Source organism: Bacillus sp. AG4(2022) (assembly GCF_031844465.1).
Classification (GTDB): Bacteria; Bacillota; Bacilli; order Bacillales; family Cytobacillaceae; genus Bacillus_AB; species Bacillus_AB infantis.
On sequence record NZ_JAUZVH010000002.1, the window covers coordinates 501,689 to 521,221 of the forward strand.

At 44.7% G+C, this 19,533-nt stretch carries 22 protein-coding genes and 1 pseudogene; 17 read left to right on the forward strand and 6 right to left on the reverse strand.

Annotated elements, in window-relative coordinates; translation table 11 throughout:
• The first annotated feature begins 14 nt into the window (after positions 1-14).
• Entirely contained in the window at positions 15-491 is a 477-nt protein-coding gene (locus Q9R36_RS08430; RefSeq protein ID WP_069358527.1) for a dihydrofolate reductase, read from the forward strand.
• 14 nt (positions 492-505) lie between these two features.
• Here the strand turns inward: Q9R36_RS08430 and Q9R36_RS08435 are convergent, their stop codons facing one another.
• A complete protein-coding gene (locus Q9R36_RS08435; protein ID WP_009795645.1) occupies positions 506-724 on the reverse strand; it encodes a hypothetical protein in 219 nt (72 codons plus the stop codon).
• A 213-nt stretch (positions 725-937) separates the two neighbouring features.
• Here Q9R36_RS08435 and ilvA point away from each other — a divergent pair, with 213 nt between their 5' ends.
• From ilvA to Q9R36_RS08490, 11 genes are all read left to right on the forward strand, one after another.
• Positions 938-2,206: a threonine ammonia-lyase IlvA gene (ilvA, locus tag Q9R36_RS08440; protein ID WP_148949171.1), complete on the forward strand. Its 1,269-nt coding sequence runs from the start codon at positions 938-940 to the stop codon at positions 2,204-2,206.
• 150 nt (positions 2,207-2,356) lie between these two features.
• Entirely contained in the window at positions 2,357-2,653 is a 297-nt protein-coding gene (locus Q9R36_RS08445; protein WP_035403341.1) for a DUF5658 family protein, read from the forward strand.
• A gap of 113 nt (positions 2,654-2,766) precedes the next feature.
• Positions 2,767-3,018: a YpmP family protein gene (locus Q9R36_RS08450; protein WP_022544097.1), complete on the forward strand. Its 252-nt coding sequence runs from the start codon at positions 2,767-2,769 to the stop codon at positions 3,016-3,018.
• Between the two features lie 150 nt (positions 3,019-3,168).
• Positions 3,169-4,011 carry a DegV family protein gene (locus Q9R36_RS08455; RefSeq protein WP_022544096.1) on the forward strand — a complete coding sequence of 281 codons (843 nt, stop codon included), beginning with the start codon at positions 3,169-3,171 and terminating at the stop codon, positions 4,009-4,011.
• Between the two features lie 129 nt (positions 4,012-4,140).
• Positions 4,141-5,127 (forward strand): nucleoside hydrolase, encoded by a 987-nt coding sequence (locus Q9R36_RS08460; RefSeq protein WP_009795651.1) that lies wholly within the window; start codon positions 4,141-4,143, stop codon positions 5,125-5,127.
• A gap of 156 nt (positions 5,128-5,283) precedes the next feature.
• The gene (locus tag Q9R36_RS08465; protein ID WP_009795652.1) at positions 5,284-6,807 is read left to right on the forward strand and encodes a spore germination protein; all 1,524 of its coding nucleotides are present in this window, start codon (positions 5,284-5,286) and stop codon (positions 6,805-6,807) included.
• A 12-nt stretch (positions 6,808-6,819) separates the two neighbouring features.
• Positions 6,820-7,950, forward strand: a complete 1,131-nt coding sequence (locus Q9R36_RS08470) for a GerAB/ArcD/ProY family transporter (RefSeq protein WP_311224917.1) — start codon at positions 6,820-6,822, stop codon at positions 7,948-7,950.
• On the forward strand, positions 7,934-9,082 hold the full coding sequence (locus tag Q9R36_RS08475) for a Ger(x)C family spore germination protein (protein WP_094767212.1): 1,149 nt from the start codon (positions 7,934-7,936) through the stop codon (positions 9,080-9,082). Before Q9R36_RS08470 ends, Q9R36_RS08475 begins: the two co-directional genes overlap by 17 nt.
• Before the next feature lie 106 nt (positions 9,083-9,188).
• Positions 9,189-9,773: an SCO family protein gene (locus Q9R36_RS08480; protein ID WP_094767213.1), complete on the forward strand. Its 585-nt coding sequence runs from the start codon at positions 9,189-9,191 to the stop codon at positions 9,771-9,773.
• A 117-nt stretch (positions 9,774-9,890) separates the two neighbouring features.
• Positions 9,891-10,724 (forward strand): SGNH/GDSL hydrolase family protein, encoded by an 834-nt coding sequence (locus tag Q9R36_RS08485; protein ID WP_009795657.1) that lies wholly within the window; start codon positions 9,891-9,893, stop codon positions 10,722-10,724.
• Between the two features lies 1 nt (position 10,725).
• The gene (locus Q9R36_RS08490) at positions 10,726-11,310 is read left to right on the forward strand and encodes a YpmS family protein (protein ID WP_022544094.1); all 585 of its coding nucleotides are present in this window, start codon (positions 10,726-10,728) and stop codon (positions 11,308-11,310) included.
• Between the two features lie 122 nt (positions 11,311-11,432).
• Here Q9R36_RS08490 and Q9R36_RS08495 read toward each other — a convergent pair whose 3' ends face one another.
• Positions 11,433-12,197 (reverse strand): DUF4397 domain-containing protein, encoded by a 765-nt coding sequence (locus tag Q9R36_RS08495; RefSeq protein ID WP_009795660.1) that lies wholly within the window; start codon positions 12,195-12,197, stop codon positions 11,433-11,435.
• A 320-nt stretch (positions 12,198-12,517) separates the two neighbouring features.
• On the opposite strand from Q9R36_RS08495, the gene rsgA reads away from it, so the two are divergent.
• The 4 genes from rsgA (at position 12,518) to Q9R36_RS08515 (ending at position 15,337) form a co-directional block, all read left to right on the forward strand.
• Entirely contained in the window at positions 12,518-13,597 is a 1,080-nt protein-coding gene (gene rsgA / locus Q9R36_RS08500; protein WP_101549772.1) for a ribosome small subunit-dependent GTPase A, read from the forward strand.
• A 251-nt stretch (positions 13,598-13,848) separates the two neighbouring features.
• Complete coding sequence (msrA, locus tag Q9R36_RS08505) at positions 13,849-14,388, forward strand: peptide-methionine (S)-S-oxide reductase MsrA (protein WP_101549770.1); 540 nt, start codon at positions 13,849-13,851, stop codon at positions 14,386-14,388.
• Positions 14,385-14,828 carry a peptide-methionine (R)-S-oxide reductase MsrB gene (gene msrB / locus Q9R36_RS08510; RefSeq protein ID WP_009795663.1) on the forward strand — a complete coding sequence of 148 codons (444 nt, stop codon included), beginning with the start codon at positions 14,385-14,387 and terminating at the stop codon, positions 14,826-14,828. The genes msrA and msrB overlap by 4 nt, the downstream gene beginning before the upstream one ends.
• A 14-nt stretch (positions 14,829-14,842) precedes the next feature.
• Positions 14,843-15,337 carry a PTS sugar transporter subunit IIA gene (locus Q9R36_RS08515; RefSeq protein ID WP_148949173.1) on the forward strand — a complete coding sequence of 165 codons (495 nt, stop codon included), beginning with the start codon at positions 14,843-14,845 and terminating at the stop codon, positions 15,335-15,337.
• A 32-nt stretch (positions 15,338-15,369) separates the two neighbouring features.
• Here Q9R36_RS08515 and Q9R36_RS08520 read toward each other — a convergent pair whose 3' ends face one another.
• Both Q9R36_RS08520 and Q9R36_RS08525 read right to left on the reverse strand, forming a co-directional pair.
• Complete coding sequence (locus Q9R36_RS08520) at positions 15,370-15,960, reverse strand: DUF502 domain-containing protein (protein ID WP_311224918.1); 591 nt, start codon at positions 15,958-15,960, stop codon at positions 15,370-15,372.
• A 66-nt stretch (positions 15,961-16,026) separates the two neighbouring features.
• Positions 16,027-17,118, reverse strand: coding sequence for an SGNH/GDSL hydrolase family protein (locus tag Q9R36_RS08525; protein ID WP_224952013.1), 1,092 nt, complete (start codon positions 17,116-17,118; stop codon positions 16,027-16,029).
• A 459-nt stretch (positions 17,119-17,577) separates the two neighbouring features.
• Here Q9R36_RS08525 and Q9R36_RS08530 point away from each other — a divergent pair, with 459 nt between their 5' ends.
• The gene (locus Q9R36_RS08530) at positions 17,578-17,748 is read left to right on the forward strand and encodes a YjcZ family sporulation protein (RefSeq protein WP_009795448.1); all 171 of its coding nucleotides are present in this window, start codon (positions 17,578-17,580) and stop codon (positions 17,746-17,748) included.
• A 45-nt stretch (positions 17,749-17,793) separates the two neighbouring features.
• Here Q9R36_RS08530 and Q9R36_RS26125 read toward each other — a convergent pair whose 3' ends face one another.
• Both Q9R36_RS26125 and Q9R36_RS26130 read right to left on the reverse strand, forming a co-directional pair.
• Positions 17,794-18,744: a methyl-accepting chemotaxis protein gene (locus Q9R36_RS26125; RefSeq protein ID WP_396137110.1), complete on the reverse strand. Its 951-nt coding sequence runs from the start codon at positions 18,742-18,744 to the stop codon at positions 17,794-17,796.
• A gap of 24 nt (positions 18,745-18,768) precedes the next feature.
• A pseudogene (locus Q9R36_RS26130) lies at positions 18,769-19,512 on the reverse strand (CHASE3 domain-containing protein); the annotation flags it as partial.
• Positions 19,513-19,533 lie beyond the last annotated feature (21 nt).

Consider the following 19,533-nt stretch of genomic DNA (forward strand, 5'->3'; position numbering starts at 1 on the left):
CACTGCTATGGGCCATGGACGAAAATTCGGCCATCGGGAAAAATAATGATCTGCCCTGGCGCCTGCCGGAGGACCTGAAATACTTCAAACGTGTTACGATGGGCCACTCGATTGCCATGGGAAGGAAAACCTGGGATTCGATAGGCCGCCCTTTGCCTGGCCGGGAAAACATCGTGCTGACGCGGGATCGTGGGTTCACCTGCGAGGGCTGCACCGTTTTCTATTCTTTTGATGATTTTCTTGCAGAATGCAGCCAAAAAAACGATCAGGAAATTTTCATCATTGGAGGGGCAGAAATTTTCAAAATGGCCCTTCCATCTGCCGACAGGCTTTATCTGACAATGATCCATCAAAAGTTTGAAGCTGATACTTTCTTTCCGGAAGTTGATTGGAAGGAATGGCAATTGGAGAGCCGGGAAAATGGGAAGAGCGATGAAAAGAATCCCTACGACTACGAATTTTTGGTTTACACAAGAAAAGAACAGCCATAAGGCTGTTCTTTTCTTTAGATTTCTTCCAGCTGTTCCAGCATGCTGCGGAATTGGCTTGGATCACAGAAATCCTCTTCGCGGAAATTGTTTTTCACCCATTGAAGCAAGTCTGCTCTATTATTGAAAACTTCACCGCTTGTATCGGCCTTCCTGATCATATAGCGGCCATTATCTTCATCGGCCGTTACTTCCACAGGCAGCCTGCTGTCAAAGCTGCAGAGCGAAAATTCCATTGTGTCCGCCCTCCTTTGGCTTTTTAATTCTATATTCCCTTAATCAAGAAATAATGACCAGCTCGGCAATCTTTTCAATAGTATATGCATAATAAGGACGCCGACTCTTTTTTTTTGAAATATAAAAAAGGTAAATTTTTTGACTATTCTGTTGATTAATGATTCTGCCGTGGTATAATGTACAAATTATAACGGCAGAAATGAGGGTAGGATATGGAACAGAAATTAATGAAGAAAAAATGGGTGCAGCTGGAGGATATACTGATTGCATACCAGCAGCTTAAGGATATCGTTGCCCATACGCCGCTGCAGAAAAATGACCGGCTGTCAGAAAAATATAATTGCAATGTGTATTTAAAAAGGGAAGATCTCCAGCATGTAAGAAGCTTCAAACTGCGGGGTGCCTACTACAGCATGAAATCACTGGGAGAAGATAAGCTTGCTAAAGGGGTTGTTTGTGCGAGTGCGGGCAATCACGCCCAGGGTGTCGCTTTTTCCTGCAGGCAGCTTGGGATCAAAGGGAAAATTTTTATGCCGGCTACAACTCCCCGGCAAAAGGTGAGCCAGGTTGAATTGTTTGGAAGGGGCCATGTGGATATCATTTTGACAGGGGATACTTTTGATGACTCTTATAAAGAGGCCGTAAAATGCGCAGAGGATGAGCAGATGGCTTTCGTCCATCCCTTTGATGATGAGAAGATCATTGCCGGACAGGGCACTGCCGCTGTTGAGATACTGAATGACTGTGAAGAGCCGATCGATTTTGTTTTTGCCAGCATAGGCGGCGGCGGATTGATGGCCGGCCTCAGTACATATTTCAACAGCGTCTCGCCCCTGACAAAGATGATCGGGGTTGAGCCTGCCGGAGCAGCTTCCATGAAGGAGTCCTGCCTTTACGGCTCTGTGACCCCGCTTGCTGATATCGATAAATTTATTGACGGGGCAGCAGTTAAAAGTGTCGGGGAAAAAACCTTTGATATTTGCAGCGAGCTGGTGGAAGATATTGTATTGGTCCCTGAAGGGAAGGTCTGCACCTCGATTTTGGAGCTGTATAATGAGCATGCAATCGTAGCAGAGCCTGCAGGCGCCATGCCGATTGCCGCCCTTGATCTGTATCGTGAGGAGATAGCCGGCAAGACAGTTGTATGTGTTGTGAGCGGCGGAAATAATGATATCGGGCGGATGCAGGAGATCAAGGAAAGATCCCTTCTATATGAAGGGCTTCTGTGCTATTTTATCGTAAATTTCCCCCAGCGGGCTGGTGCACTGCGGGAATTCCTCGATGAGGTCCTCGGGCCTACCGATGATATTACAAGATTTGAGTACACAAAGAAAAACAATAAAGAAAACGGGCCGGCACTGGTCGGCATTGAACTAAAGGATAAAGAAGACTATGCCGGCCTGATAAAAAGGATGAACAAAAAAGCCTTCGCATTTACAGAAATCAATAAAGACAGCAATCTTTTCCACCTGCTGATTTAAATGCAGACCCCGTGCACTGCGGGGTTTTTAAATTTGCAGAAACGTTCTTTATAAAGTACAATTTTGTTATCGGAAAAGTTTGGAAGTTTCTTCTTTTGGAGAATGGGAGATTATGATAATAAATCAAGAAGGATAGGAAGCGGTGAGTCCATGAGGGGTATATACATCTATTTAGGGATATTGAACGCGCTGGATGCACTGGCCACCTGTCTGGGGCTGAATGCAGGGCTGATAGAGGAAGCAAATCCGGTGATGGGGGGATTGTATGAAAAAGGGCCGCTTCTCTTCCTCCTGGTCAAAATATCATTCAGCGCGCTGCTGGGCTGCTTTGCTTATATGAAATATTTGCCTGAAACGAAATTACTGAAAAACCTGCTGCTGCTCTCTTCTTTTTTATATACCGCTGTATGCCTTCTCCACTTATATTGGATAGCAAGCCATATATGATGAGGAACCTGCTGCCCTTTTTGAAAAATATCAGGAACAGCGCATATTTAGACACACTTCGGGACCATGATGAGGTATAATATAACAAACGGGTGAAAAAGAGGATTGATATTTTGCTATTCAAAAGCCTAGAGTTCAAAAATGCTGTTGGACAGAAGGTTAAGGTCATTGAAATTCCAGTATTGGAGGAAGATAGCCCAAATTTCTTTATGATCCAATTCCGTTTAAAAACATTCATCTCGGCCGTTCACAAAGACACCAGCAGGAGAAGTGTGTACTCATTCAGGGAGTATTTGAAAAGAGTCCTGAAATGGAAGGATTATGAACACCTGTTTAATGTAGTTGAATTAAAAAATAATGCTTAATTCCTTGCGCCGGTTTTTCCGGCGTTTTTATTTTGCCCGAATCACTGCATCAAAGAAACTTCAGCTGGCATTTTAACCGCTTTCTATTTTATTTGCTGTCCAAATCCATGTATAATAACATTCATAAGTGCATTGTTGGGAAGTGATATTTTGGCAAAGGTAAAGATAGTGACAGATTCAACAGCAGACCTGCCGGCAGCACTTGCAGCCGAGCTTGGCATTGAAGTGGTGCCCCTGTCGATTACTATAGATGGCGAAACCTATCTGGACAGGATTGATATAACCCCTTCTGAATTTATGAAAAAAATGAAAACTTCTGCAGAACTGCCAAAAAGTTCGCAGCCGCCTCCGGGAAAGTTCGTTGAGCTTTATGACCGTTTTGGGGCAGAAGGCTATGAAGTATTGTCGATACATATGACAGGCGGGATGAGCGGCACTGTTCAATCAGCAGAAAGTGCTGCAAAGATGTCTTCCGCAAAGGTAACAGTAATTGATTCCCGATTCATTTCAAAAGCACTTTCTTTTCAGGTAACAGAGGCTGCAAAGATGGCCGGCGAAGGGCTTGGTCTGGAAGAAATAATAGACAAGATTGCAAAGATAAGAGAGAAAACTCATTTATATGTTGTCGTGGATACTCTTGAAAATCTTGTTAAGGGCGGGAGAATAGGCAAAGGTAAAGCGCTCATTGGCTCCCTGCTGAATATCAAACCGATCGCATCGCTGGAAGGTGGAGTTTATACACCTGTAACGAAGGTAAGAAGCTATACACAGGTAGCTAAATATCTTGTAAAGCAATTTGCTGAAGATGTTAAAGGCAGGACAATAAAAGGGGTAGGCATCTGCCATGCAGAAGGCCTTGACCTTGCAATGAAGGTCAAAGAGGGGCTCGTTGAATTGACAGGCTATGAAAATGTCGAAATAGAGGAAACGACCCCAATTATCAGCACGCATACAGGTCCGGGTGCAATTGGCTTTATGTATTATTATGACTGAAGAAAAGCTGGATATCTCCAGCTTTTTTTCTATTTTGGACAGCACTTCAGCATACTCTTTTAATAAACCCTTCAAAAAAATGCCATTATAGACAGGTGGCTGCAATATCTTAGATAGGGGGGAGATGCAATGGCCAAAAATAAAAATGTCCTGTTTTTCAGTGACTTTGGAATAGATGATTTTGTGGCAGCTATTTATGCACTGTTTTCTGAGGAAGTCAATATCGTTGGAATTGTTGCAGACTATGGCAATATCTCCAGACTTGATGCGCTGAGAAATGCAGCTTATCTGCGTGAGGTCACCGGCATTGCTGATATTCCTGTGTTCAGCGGTGCAGAGCTGCCGCTGACAGGAGAGAACCCTGTCTATTATCCTGATGTCCATGGACTGGAAGGCCTCGGCCCGATTACGCTGCCTGAATATGAAGTGAAAGGGGAATTTTTTGAGAACTTTGATGGCATTAAAGAAATAATAGCCAAGTACGAGGACGACATTATCATAGTGAATGTGGGAAGGCTTTCTTCCCTTGCTACCGCATTTATTTTATATCCCTCTTACATGTCCAGGGTGAAGGACTTCTATATTATGGGCGGGGCCTTTAATGTTCCCGGTAATGTCAGCCCGGTGGCAGAAGCCAATTTCTACGGTGATCCTTATGCAGCCAATATTGTTATCAGGCAGGCCCCTAAGCAGATTCATATATTTCCGCTTGATGTGACCATGTCAGCTATCGTGACTCCTATGCTTATAGACCGGCTGGATGAATACTACCAGGAGATAAACAGCAAGCCGGGATTGCTTGTAAAGCCGATGGTTGACTATTATTATGAATTTTATAAAAAAAGAGACCCTGAATTAAGCGGAAGCCCGCTTCATGATGTTTTTACGCTTTGGGCACTGACTGACGGCGCTGTGATAGAGTATAAGGATTTGCCTGTCATCATCCAGGTTGATCAAGGGGAAGGCCAGGGGCAGAGCATTGGAGATTTCCGCAAATATATAGAAAAAGCAGAATACCCTGTGCACAAAGTTGCCATTTCCTTTGATTATGCAAGATTCATCACCAGCTTCTACACGACGATGAAAAATCACTATAGCGATCAGCCGCAATCATAGAAATATAGCAGTTTACAAAGCCAGCCTCTATTCTATAGGGCCGGCTTTTTTTCTATTTCAGGCCCTTTTCCTGTTTGGCTGGAACAGCTTTCAATGTCATGCTGATATTTTACCTTTATTGGGAAATGCTATAAAAAAATAAAAAAGGTGTTCATTATGTTCAGAAGCAGACGAGGAAAAAACATTATAAAAGATCAGAAACAGATCCGCTCTCATTCATTGACAATCGATGAGCTGCAAAATGAACTCAGCCGGGAACTGAATGAAAGCCCTGATTTGCATGTCCGCATGCTGCGGAAGGAAGAGCAGAAAATAGCAGTGATATTTATAAAATCGCTGACAGATCCATTAATTTTAGATGAAAGGATCCTTTTGCCGCTTCAAAAAGCAAAAGGTCCTTTAGACCCTGAGGATATATCCAACCTTCTCCCGATAGGGGAGCTGAGCTCCGCAAACCTACTGAAAGAAATCTCAGCGGCTTTATTGAACGGCAATACCTATATCTATATAGAAGGCCAGCCATTTGGAAGCCTTGCTGGCACCGGCAAGACGGCAGAAAGATCAATTGAGAAGGCCGAGACAGAATCTCTTGTCTATGGCCCGAAGATCTCTTTTACGGAATCACTTGAATCGAATGTCAATATCATCAGGCGGAATCTGAATGGTGCAAATCTATGCATTGAGGATTTAAATGTGGGCGGGAGGAGCAAGCTCAAAGCAAAGCTCTTCTATATCAAGGATATAGCAGACGAAGACAATGTACGGACCTTCCGGCAGCGTATCAGTGACTTGGAGTCCGACTATGTTCCGGATACTACTGTTCTTGCCCAGTATATTGAGGATAACAGCTGGTCGGTCTTCCCCCAGATTCTGACAACGGAACTGCCTGACAGATTCTGCATTTCGCTCATCAAGGGACAGGTGGGAGTCCTTCTTGACCGGAGCCCGAGCGCCTTATATGGGCCGACCACTTTTTTCAGCTTTTTTGAAACGACCGAGGATCTTTATATGCGCTGGAATATGGGGACGTTCCTGCGCCTGCTGCGCTTTTTGTCCATCTTTCTTTCAGTCCTTTTGACACCGGCTTATGTGGCTGTATTGACTTACCATTATGAGGTCATTCCTTCGCCATTGCTTGTTTCTTTGGGACAGTCAAGGTCAAACGTACCATTTCCTCCTGTATTTGAGGCCCTGCTTCTTGAGTTTATCATTGAGCTCTTAAGGGAAGCCGGTGCTAGGCTGCCGACGAAGGTCGGCCAGACTATGGGTATCGTAGGCGGTATTGTCATCGGGCAGGCTGCGGTTGAAGCGGGTTTTACAAGCAATATATTGATTATCATCATTGCACTAAGTGCCCTTGGATCCTTTACAGTCCCAAGTTATTCAATGGGAACAGCCATCAGGATCATCCGCTTCCCCATTATCATCATGGCCGGCTTATGGGGCGGAATCGGGATTATGATTTCTTTCTGCTTCCTGCTGATTCATCTCTTGAAATTATCGGCTATCGGCAGGCCGTATCTGGCGCCCATTTACCCGCTGAGATGGAAAGATGTCCGCTACAGCATGGTTCGCTTCCCGCTTCAGTATTTGTCAAAAAGGCCAGAAATGAATATGACTGAAGATCAATCAAGATATCCGTCGCGCAAAGCATCGAAAACAAAAGATGTGGATGAGTAGGGAGGTGTGAAGGTGAAGCCCGAGGTCAATATAAACCCAAAAGAAAATCTCCTATTTGACGCTTTTTTTATGTTTTTCCTTATCCATACCATCCAAACAGGGGTAGGGATTGCAGGGCTTCCGAGGATTGTCTATCTTGCTGCCGGTCATGATGGCTGGATATCCATCATAATAGCCGGCCTGCTTGTCTCAGCGGTCATCTTTCTTTCTGCCATGATGCTGAAGCAGTATGAAAGCGCAGATCTGTTCGGGATACATTACGATGTATTTGGCATCTTTTTAGGAAGGCTTGTTAATATCCTCTATACCTTTTATCTTATTTCGGGCATCTATGTTATCGTCATGAATTATGTTGAAATAGTCCAGGCATGGGTTTTTCCTGATCTGTCCACCTGGTTCCTGGCGATGATTCTTTTGCTTTTGTCCATGTATGCAGTGATGGGCGGGGTCCGCATTGCTGTCGGCTTTTCCTTCATGTCATTCCTGCTCACGTTCTGGATTGTACTGATTATCATCATACCAGCGAGAGATTTCGATTATACCCACTTATTGCCCATCCTGAATAAGGGCTATGCAGAGATTTTAAAAGGGGTCTACAAAACATCTCTTTCCATAATTGGATTTGAGATGCTCCTTTTCCTGTACCCTTTTATCAAAAATAAAAAAAGGGCCCATTTATATACACAGCTTGGCGGCTTGTATACAACACTGCTATTTGTCCTTGTTACAGTCATTTCCATTGGCTTCTTTGGGGAAAAAGGGCTTGAAAAGACAATTTGGCCGGTGCTCTCCATGTTCAAAATCGTCCGTCTCCCCAATCTTGAACGTTTTGAATTCATCGCTGTTTCCTTTTGGATGCTGATCATACTTCCCAATATCTGTTTATATCTCTGGGCAGCTTCAAGAGGGATGAAAAGGGTATTTCCCGGTATGAAACAAAAAACCTTTATTGTCCTGATCGCAATCCTGGTGTGGAGCTGCAGTTTCCTTGTTAAGGCGAGATACCAGATGAATATTGTATCCGATTATATAGGCATGGCTGGATTTTATATAGGGATCTGCTATCCCGCATTGCTCTCGATGCTTGTTCTGCTCAAAAAGAAACTGACAGGGAGGAGGAAGCAAAATGAAAATGGTGCGTAGTCTCCTGATAGCAGCTGCCCTCCTCCTGCCAATTGCCGGGTGCGTGAAGACAAAGCAGCTTGAAAGACTTGGGCTCATCACAGCAGTTGGCTATGACGATAAGGGGGATATTATTGAAGGGACCGTGGTGCTGCATACCTTTGAGTCCAAGGAGGAAAATGTCACGCAGATCATTTCAGCTTCCGGCAACACAAGCAAGGGCATTCGGCAGAAGCAAAATATTAAAACCTCACACAATCTTGTATCAGGACAGCTGAGGGTTGCGGTGTACAGTGAGGAAACAGCGGGAAAAGGGCTCATCCAGCTCGTGGACACATTGAATCGCGATGCCACAATCGGAAACCTGGTTTACTTGACGGTCAGCAAAGGGACAGCAAAAAACCTGCTGAAAAAGGCAGGGGAAAAAGAGAAGACCAATCTTGGCACCTATCTGTATAATTTAATCAAACAGAACATAAAAGACGAGTTAATCATCTCGCCAACGCTCCATGAATTTAATCACAGCTTTTTTGACCCGGGAAAGGACCCTGTCCTCCCTATCTTGAAGCTGGAGGAAGATAAAGTGATCATTTCAGGGATGGCTGCCTTTAAAGATGATCGGATGGCAGGAGAGATTGATATTGAAAAGTTATTCTACCTGAAGACATTAGAAGACAACTATGAGTCAGGGAATCTTGAGCTTGAGATTCCGAAGGAGAAACTAAAGGAGTATATTATTCCTTTAAGCAGCGAAACGGAAGAACAAAAAGACGACCCGCTGTTCATTACGATCGATGATATCAGATCGTCAAAGAAAATACGTCTGAAGGACATGGAAGATGTTACATTTGCCATTGATGTAAAGCTGGATTCCCGGATACTTGAGGTGTCAAGCGATATGGATCTGGGCAATCCCCAGGTAATCAAGGCGCTGGAAAAGGAAACAGCAGTTAAAATCAAGCAGGAGATGGAATCGATGCTGAAAAGGCTCCAAAACATGGAGTCCGATCCCATCGGCTTCGGAAATATTTACAGTGCCCATCTTCAACGTGAAAAGCGTATGACAAAAGGTGAATGGCGGAACCTATACAAAAAGGCAGAATTTGAAGTCAATGTGGAGAACACAATCATCAGGACCGGCGTTATCGATTGAGCAGGAGCTGCAAAATGAGTTCACTGATTTGTCAAATCTTTTTCTTTCTTCTTTCTAATTCGTCTGCTAGAATTATGGCTATCTGATGAAGAGCAGGTGATCATATATGAAAAAAAAGCGGGTGTCGATATTCACCCTCGGTCTGATGCTGCTGATCATTCTTTCAGCCTGTGGCCAGAAGGGTATCGAAAATCCTTATAATTGGACGGTTCAAGACTTTACATACACCAACCAGGCTGGGGAACAGACAGGACTTGCTGACTTGAAGGGAAAGGTATGGATTGCAGATTTTATTTTTACAAGCTGTGAGGATGTCTGCCTTCCAATGACCTTCAATATGTCGAAGCTTCAGGATAAGGCAAAGGAAGAGGGCATTGAAAATCTTCAGTTTGTTTCCTTCAGTGTCGATCCTGCCGTTGATACGCCGGAAACCTTGAAGGCATATGGGGACAATTTTGAAGCAGACTATGACAATTGGAGCTTTCTGACGGGCTATGGACAGCAGGAAATCGAGGATTTTGCGAAGGAAAGCTTTAAGACGCTTGTCGTGAAACCGGAATCGGATGACCAGGTGATCCATGGGACCGAATTTTATCTGATAAACCAGGAAGGCAAAGTCCTTAAATCTTATACAGGGCTGAAGGATATACCTTATGAGGAAATCATTAAGGATATTAAATCGATTCAATAAGCGAAGAGGCGGCCCCTGCTGCCTCTTTTTCTGTCCCGGTGAAGCTTCCAGCCCTGATTGGTTTCGATTGAAAGCAAACGTGTTATAATAATTATACTAGAAAAGGCAGGTGATTAGATGAAAAAGACATTCACCTTACTTGTTTTGGCCGCTCTCCTTCTTTCCTCCTGCAGCGGGGCAGGAAACTCATCCCCTAAAAATCTGGGAATGAAGGATATCAGCATTGTTGAAAAGGAAATGGTGCCCAATGACTTTATTCCCCGTGATATTCATGTGGTTTCAGTTGGGGATTCGCTGACAGAGGGTGTTGGCGACAGCACTGGAAGGGGAGGCTATCTGCCTTACCTCGAAGAACAGCTGGAACAGGAAAAAGGAGTCTCGCAGACTGAATTCCTTAATTTTGGAGTTAAAGGAAACCGGACAGACCAATTGCTGAAAAAGCTCAAATCATCGGAAGTCCGATCTGCCATTTCGGAAGCAGACCTGGTCATTATCACGATCGGCGGAAATGATGTCATGAAAGTTGTAAGGCAGAATTTCTCCAATTTGAATGTCAGCGATTTTACGGGCCAGAAAGCCCAGTATGAAAAAAATCTTAAGGAAATCATCGATACAGTACGGAGTGAGAATTCCGAAACCCAGATTGCACTGATTGGACTATACAATCCATTTTATAAATGGTTTTCGGATATAACGGAAATATCTGATATTATGGACAACTGGAATGAAGCCAGCAGGGAGATTCTTTCCCGCTATGATTATACTTATTTTGTTGATATAAAGGATATATTTGAAAATAAGGCAGAGGATTTGCTGTACACAGATTATTTCCATCCGAACGACAAAGGGTATGAGCTTATTGCTGACAGAGTCTACAGGCAGATTGGCCGGGAGGCGCTCGAGGTGATTGCTGAGCAGCAGAAATATACAGTTAGGAATGAGGAGAATTGACTTGAACAAAAAAAACAAATGGAAGGTCCTGTTTTTCCTCTTATTGGGGATTGTGATTGCCTTCATAGCCCTGTTTTTCGTTATGATTAATCTACCGGCAAAAGATGAAGCGATTAATACCACAGAGGTGGATGAAGACGGGTATGTTCCATTTCACCTTCAGACTAATAAAAGAGACCTCAACAGAATCATTGCCCACTATATTGCCAAGGAGGGGCTGGACGGCCCCATTGACTATGAAGTGATTCTTGATGATGAGGTTGAGCTTTATGGGAATCTCCCGGTTTTCAGTCAAAACCTGGAAATGAAACTGACTTTCGAGCCTGAAGCACTGGACAACGGCGATGTTGTCCTTAGCCAGAAATCCATTGCTGTCGGCCAGCTGAACCTTCCGGTATCTTATGTGCTGAAATTTGTCCGCGACAGATATCAGCTGCCAGAAGGAGTTGTCATCCAGCCAGATAAAGAGCAGATATATGTCTCCCTTCAGGATATGAAACTGAAGAGTGATCTGAAAGTTAAGGTGGATGAGTTTGACTTAAAAAAGGATGATATCCGCGTTACCTTATATGTTCCTACTAAATAAAAAAACTGGCTGATTTTTCAGCCAGTTTTTTCGTTCCAATAAGAGATTGATAGCTGCAAGGCAATATAACCGTGCTGGCAATGGCCGGCAGGGTTTCAATAATGGCAGGACATGGGTTTTGGTCATCCCTCAATAATAAGGGCTTCAAGCGGCGGTTCCCCGGCTGCTGTACCCACTGCAAGGATGGTGTACACTTTATTCGGCTGCAGCTTGACACCGGGAAGGGAAAGGACTGTATTGCTGGAACCTGCAACCCTGACTTCGAGATCGACTGTCATCGGAGTCAGCCCTAAATATTGAGTCGCCTGCCTGAAAGAGATGTTCGGGAAAATGACATCTCCTTTTTTGACGGCAATATCGACAGCCGGTGCGTCCGGTGAAAGGTGAATGAATCTGGCTTTTGTTTCGCCGGCCGGTACAGAAGGCTGATCTTCGAATGCCAGCAGCTTCAATTTGGCAGCCGGTCCTGCTGCTGCCAGCGTGTAGGATTTTCCGCCTTCCACAGTGACTTTTTTACTGAGAACGGTTGAAACCATATCACCGGCAGGATAGATATCTATCTGGTATTTTCCGGCCGGAAGGGATAAATAGCCGCTGACATCTTTGTAAGGGAAATCCTTCAATATCCTGTTGCCATTTACATAAATATCGACGTTGGGTGCATCAGGGGAAGCATGCACAACCCGGACCATAGCTGGCTGCCGCATGCTTCCATAAGACTGGGAGGCTTCCATTCGCATGCTTTGTACGGCCCTTCTAATATATTTCAGATGCTGATAATAATAGGCAACATGCAAAGCAGGATCACTGTACTTATAATACTTGGCAAGAAGATCGTATTTACTTGCCTTGGCAAAATCATCATGATGATCTCTGTTAAAAGACATACCTTTCCGCTCCTATCCTCAAATATTCTCAGAGTATGATATGCCTCCAAGGATAGGTGTGTGCCTAGCGGAATTTTCAGAAAGGTGTTTACAGCCGATGATAAAAAGAATATAATGGTAACAAATACAAGCGAAAGCGGGTGAAGTGCTATGGGAAAATTATTATTTGCAAGAAATGAGATTGTATTTTCAATGAGCACGGCCCGGAGAGTAGCTGTATAAACCTGAGAATAGTTCTATTCTTTTTTTATGCTGACTAAAACCATGGGCTGTGTGCCAATGGTTTTTTATTATGTCAAAAAACAAATAAAACGGTCAGCATGGAGGAAATAATGAATACAAACTTAAAACAAATCGGCTTTGATGCACATTTTGAAACAGAGTTTCATAATCTCGCAACGGAAGGGCTTATTCCCGGCAGGGTGGCTCTTGAGCATAAAAGGATGTATCGTGTATGGACTGAAGAAGGAGAGCTGCTTTGCGAGGTTTCAGGCAAATATGCCTTTGCTGCAGGCAGCAGGGAAGATTACCCCGCAGTCGGTGATTGGGTGGCTGTGAAGCCAAGAATAGGAGAGCAAAAAGGGACCATACAGGCCCTATTGCCGCGGATAGGCAAGTTTTCCCGTAAAATGGCTGGAAATACAACTGAAGAGCAAATTGTGGCAGCCAATGTTTCAACCATCTTTCTTGTCAATTCGCTGAATGACGACCTGAACCTCCGGAGGATCGAACGTTATTTGCTTCTGGCATGGGAGTCAGGTGCAAATCCCGTCATCATCCTAACCAAAGCAGATCTATGTCAAGATGCGGATGAGAAAAAGTCGCTCGTTGAATCAGTCAGCATGGGAGTGCCTGTGATTCCGGTCAGTGTTATGTCTGAATCGGGGATTGCAGAGCTCCGTCCCTATATCGGCCATGGATCAACAGTTGCCCTGCTTGGCTCTTCTGGTGTAGGCAAATCAACACTTACCAACTATCTCATGGGAAAAGAAGTGCAAAAGGTGCAGGAGATACGCATGGATGATGATAAAGGAAAACATACGACAACACATAGGGAGCTGTTCCTTCTTCCTGACGGAGGTGTACTTATCGATACACCGGGCATGAGGGAGCTTCAGCTCTGGAATAGTGAAAATGGGCTGTCCGAAAGTTTTACTGATATTGAAGCACTCGCGGATTCCTGCCGGTTCAGGGACTGTTCACATGAGGATGAGCCAGGCTGCGCTGTCCTGGGCAGCATACAGGATGGAGCATTGGAAGAAAGCAGGCTTGCCAGCTATAAAAAGCTTCAGCGTGAGCTGGCATACCTCGACAGAAGGATGGATAAAAAAGCCCAGTCGGATGAAAAGAAAAAATGGAAGAGCATCCATAAGCAAGTAAAGCATAGAACCAGGCATTAACTTTAGAATGGCCGATGCTATTCCGGTCAGCTGCATATACCCGATATTGAAAGCCTCCTGAGTTCAGGTGGCTTTTTCCAATTGCGGCTTAATGTTTAAATTAGAGCAAAACAGCTGCCTGTCGCCAGATCAGTGCAAAGCGCTTGCACTCACCCGGCATAATCGGATAATCTAGGGAGGATAGCTTTAAAACCCTGTTTTAAAGGGAATAAGAGTAAGGTGAATGTAACGCTGGAAAGAGGTGTCTTCAAGTGAATGAGAAGAAATTCGAAAAGGCTGTTTTTGCCGGAGGCTGTTTCTGGTGCATGGTCAAACCATTTGACCAGGAGCCCGGAATTGAAAAAGTAGTTTCCGGATATACAGGAGGTACGGTGGAAAACCCAACCTACAGGGAAGTTTGCTCCGAAACGACAGGGCACTATGAAGCTGTTGAAATCACTTACGATCCTGAGGTCTACTCTTACAGCAGACTGCTTGATGTCTACTGGCAGCAGATTGATCCAACCGACCCTGGCGGCCAGTTCTTTGACAGAGGCCAGTCCTACCAGACTGCCATCTTCTATTATAATGATGAACAGAAGGAGCTTGCAGAGGAATCAAAGAAGCAGCTTCAGGAGAGCGGCCGGTTCAATAAGCCGATTGCGACAAAGATACTGCCCGGCAAGGAATTCTACCCTGCTGAGGACTATCATCAGGACTATTATAAGAAGAACCCGGACAGATACGAATCATATCGCGTCGGCTCGGGACGAGATGCGTTCATCCGCAACAACTGGAGGGACATAAAATGAAGAATAAAGAAAACCTTGAAAAGAATCTGACTCCGATGCAGTATGAAGTGACGCAGAACAATGGCACAGAACCGCCGTTCCGGAATGAATACTGGAACGAATTTAATGACGGTATCTATGTGGACATCGTTTCCGGCAAGCCGCTGTTCAGCTCAAGAGATAAATATGATGCAGGGTGCGGCTGGCCGAGCTTCACCAAACCGATTCAGGATGAAGAAATCATTGAAAAAGCGGATATGAGCCATTTCATGGTCCGGACGGAAGTGCGGAGCAAGGAAGCTGATTCCCATCTTGGCCATGTGTTTGATGACGGCCCCGGGCCAAATGGGCTCCGCTATTGCATCAATTCTGCTGCGATGCGGTTCATCCCGAAGGAAAAGCTCGCAGAAGAAGGATATAAAGAGTATGAAAAGCTTTTTGGCGAGGACGAGAAAAAATAATTGGCGGTGTTTGAATGTTCAAGAAATTATTTGGCAAAAAAGAAGAAATTACCGAGGTAGTGCTGAAGGCGCCATTGACAGGGAAGGCGGTTGATTTGGCCGAAGTGCCGGATCCTGTATTCTCAGAAAAAATGATGGGAGACGGACTGGCAATTGAACCTTCTGAAGGCACTGTCGTTTCACCTGTGGATGGGGAGGTTGTACAAGTGTTCCCGACAAAGCATGCGATCGGTTTAAGAGCTGAAAATGGAGCGGAAATTCTGATCCATATCGGTCTTGAAACGGTATCAATGAAAGGGGAAGGCTTTGAAACCCACATTTCCGAAGGCTCAAAAGTGAAAACCGGGGACAAGCTAGTAAGCTTTGATATTGATCTGGTTAAAGAAAAGGCTAAAAGCACGGTCACTCCTATAATCATTACCAATGGAGATGCTCTTTCTTCCATTGAAAAGAAACCTTTAGGAGCCGTAAATCGCGGGGAGACTCCTGTTATCACTGTTATTAAATAATGAAAAAGAAGCCGTTGGAAGACGGCTTTTTTCTATTCAGAAGCATTTCCCTTATGGGTGGCCATGCCTCCGGATAAGATGAATTTCATCGCATCCTCCGGCTTTACATCAATGATCTCTACCTTGTCCTTTGGAATCAGGAATGTGAAGCCTGCCACCTGAAATGTCTGCGGGATATAGACAGCAATATCATTTTTCAAAGGCTCATAGAAATGTTCCAGATTTTCTGCTGTTATGAAACCGATGCTTTTCATGCCGGTGCCTGGTATGGTGACAATAGCCACTTTGGAAAAGGCACGCTTTTCACCTAGAAAAGAATTGATTGTATCTTTAATGACAGAGTAGATGGTCTTAACCAGCGGAATCCGATCCAGTATCCTGTCAATGAACCTGATCACGCTGCCGGTAATGAATTTGGTTGACAGCCAGCCCAATATCGTAATGGCTGCAGCTGTAGCCAGCAGTCCCACACCGGGAATATAATCTTCCTTCAAATAGGGCTTCAGGGTGCTGCCCAGAAGATTATCCAGGAACATGAATATTTTGTATATGACGAATATCACCAGAATGATTGGTACAATTGTCAGAATACCATTAATAAAATTTTTCAGAAGGCTTTTCATTTTATTTTCTCCTTTACAATTGTTTCCTCCGCAAAAAAAAACTGCCGCATGGCAGCCCAGTGCTCTTTATTGTTTTTCCGGCACGATTATCGAGGATATGCTGACAGACGAGTAGGTCAATAGACTCTGGAGGCTCTGTTCGCCCTTCACGACAAATCTAATGGTATGCGGTCCGTCAGGCAGCCCGCTTGCTGCATATAGCGCCCTTTTTCTCTCAAATGGCCACCAGGTGGAAAGGGTGGTATAATACTGGCCGTCTATAAAGACATCCAGCATGCCGCCTTCGTTACTCCTCAATACATTTACACCCACAAAGGTGCCTTTAAATTCATATTCCAGGAAACTGCCCTTCGCTGAGCTTTTCAGAAATCCGTTTTGATACCGGAAATCCCCTTCCATCTTTCGGGCATAGCTTTTTCTGTCCATGGAAAAATCGGCAGCATCGTGGATGGGTGATACCAGTGAAGCAATAGCAGGGTTGGCTTCTGTAAGTGAGCTGATGACAGTAAAAAGCTCTTCAGCATAAAATTTATAGCCTATTCCATTTGGATGGATCAGATCTTTGGTCAATTGTTCATCTGCGAGACCTGACTTTTTAAATACATCTCTCATATTCACATTTTTTGCGTGATAATGGTCCGATATTCTCTTGATTTCATTCGTAAAAAGTTCGTTGTCCAGCGGACTTTCCGTAATGGTAATTATTTCGCTTGCGGGATATTTCGTTTTCGCTTTTCTGAGAAGCATTTCATAAAAATAGGAAAAATCCTGTTCTGTCATATACTTGCGGTCATTTTCCCCGAATACAAGAAAAATCAGGTCGATGCTTCCCTGATGTTCTGTATGCTGCAGCTTGTATATACCTTCAAAAGCAGTTGCACCGCTTTGGACGACTGAAACTCTTTTATAATCATTGTGGAACTTTGCCTTTAGCAGCTCCTCAAGCTGGGCAAACCAGGTAAGCTCCTTCTTTTCGGCTCCTGAGCCCCTGCCGATGCTGTCTCCGATGATCATATAACGGATATCTTCATTTTGTGCCAATTTTTCATAGACTGTCGCCTCTGCTTCGTCCGCCCTTGAGAAAATCTGCAGACTCCAAAGAGAGACTGCCGCCAAAATCAGTGAGATAACAGCCATTAATCTTCTTTTCTTCTTCATCGGTGTCTCAAGTTCCCCCTGATGGTCGATTTTACTTTTTCATACTATCCTGCTCCGGCTGGCCCCGTGTGTCCTATGCTTATACGTGAGCAAGCGCCCTCCACTTTTCTTTTTGTCCAGTTCCGGCTCCTAGGTGCTCGAGTCATAAGCCACAAAAGAATTAAAGGCAAAGAACGCCTTTTATTCTTTTGCGTCTTATGCTTGAGGCCCACAGGATGTGGGTCATGCAGGCGTTGCCACAGGACGTGGCGTTCTTAGCCCTGCGTTCCTTTTGGAACAGTCGCCTCCACTTTTCTTTTTATAATAACTCAATGAATGTTATCTTAAAAGAGTTTTTAATCAGGTTTGGGCATGGAGAGTTAGTTTTATGAATAATATGGGCGAATGCACATACGGGTCAAGTACCTAATACATATGGTGTATGGAAAGAGAAACAGAGAAAACGAGGAGTGATTCGAAATGAATTATGGGTACTCAGGCTACGGGTGCGATCCATGCTATAGCGGAGGATATGGATATCCGGCATATCCGGTTGCAGGCGCGCAAGGCGGCTATGCAGGGTTTGCGTTAATAGTTGTTCTGTTCATTCTGTTGATTATCATCGGCGCAAGCTGCTACGGTAAATGGTAAAAAGGAAAGGATTGCCTCTGCGGCAATCCTTTTCTTTTCGCATATTCAGATTTTGAATTTTGAGACCAAAGCCCTCAGCTGCTCTGCCTGCCTTGACAGCTGTTCCGAGGAGCCGGCTATCTGGGACATTGCAGCAGAACCTTCCTCAGCTGCAGCAGCGGAAGAGTCAGTGCTGGCTGCTGTTTCCCTGGCAATCGCTGAAACTGAATCAAATGCGGCTGTGACTTCTTCTGCCAGGCTTCGGGAAGCAGTTATCTCAGAAGCCATCTTTTCAATATGTCCGGCTGTTTCCTCAGCCTTGACCCTGATTTTCTTAAGCGAAGTATTCGTTGACTCGGAAATGATGACGCCCTGTTTTACTTCCTCTGCACCTTGCTGATTTCCGGCAATGATCTTTGCGATTTCCTCCTGGATGGAGCCGACGATAAGCGTCACTTGCTTGCCCGCCTGCTGGGACTGCTCGGCCAGCTTCCTGACTTCATCGGCTACCACAGCAAATCCTTTGCCTGATTCTCCGGCCCGGGCAGCTTCAATGGCTGCATTAAGTGAAAGGAGGCCTGTCTGATCGGCGATATCTGAAATTGTGCTGATAATGGAATTGATATCAGCCGATTTTCTTCCAAGTGCTTCGATCAGCACTGTATTCTGCTGCATCCTCTTTTCAATCAATCTGATTTTGTCAGAAGCGAGCTGGACATTCTGCTGCCCCTCGTCTGCAGCCATCTGCATGGATTGAGAAGCTGAGCTGACCGAATCCGCACTCTCCTGGAGGGATGCTGATGCCTGATTGAGCTTTTCCATTGCGATAAGGGAAGCAGACATTTTACTATTGGTTTCTTCTGAACCGCTGGCTATCTGGCCTGCACTGGCAGCGATCTGTGAAATTGTTTTGGATGTTTCCTCGCTGGAAGCATACAGCTCCTGGCTGCTGGATGAAACATTGTCGGCCAGGGAGGATACTTCCCTTACCAGCCCCGCAATTCCTTCTATCAGCATATTGGCATCAGAAGCCAGCTTTGCCAGCTCATCTTTGGACTTTACCTCGATCCTTTTCGTCAGATCTCCGCCAGCCTGGGCGATCTCAATCATGGATAAGCTGATTGCACTTGAGCTCCGTTTAATATTTCTGGATAAAGTAAATCCAAACAGTGCCGAAAGCAGAAGTGCCGCAACGGCAAGTACCATGGTGCCAGTCTGTGCAGCTGACACCTGGCTGTTCAGATGAGCAATCCTTTCTTCAGAAGCCTTCAGCTCATCTTCCTCAAAAGACTGAATCTGGCTCTTCAGCTTATCCATTGTTTCTTTGCCCTTTGCTGATTCAACAAGCTGGGAAGCCTCTTCTTTTGAAAAATCCCTGCGTGTTTCAATCACAGTATCAATCCAGACGAGCCATTCTTTGTATGTATTTTCAATTTCAGTGATCTTTTTCATTCTTGCTTTGCTGCCGGCACTCAATTCCTTGAGCGTCTTCAGATTGTTATCAACCATATTTTTGCCATTTCCATATGAAGCAAGAAACGACTCCGAGCCTGTGATAACAAAACCGCGTTCCCCTGTTTCAATATCTGAGTAGGCTTTGGACATTTGCTGGAGCTGTTTGTGGAATTCCATATCATGCCCGATGATATAATTCGTTTCTTTTTTCAGATTGTGAATGCTCAAAATAGACCCTGCAGATAGCGCAGCAATGACGACCAGCAATATTCCAAAGGATAGATTGATCTTCCCTCTGATCGTTTTAAAATATGAAATCACTTTTTTCATGATGAACGCTCCCCTCTAGGT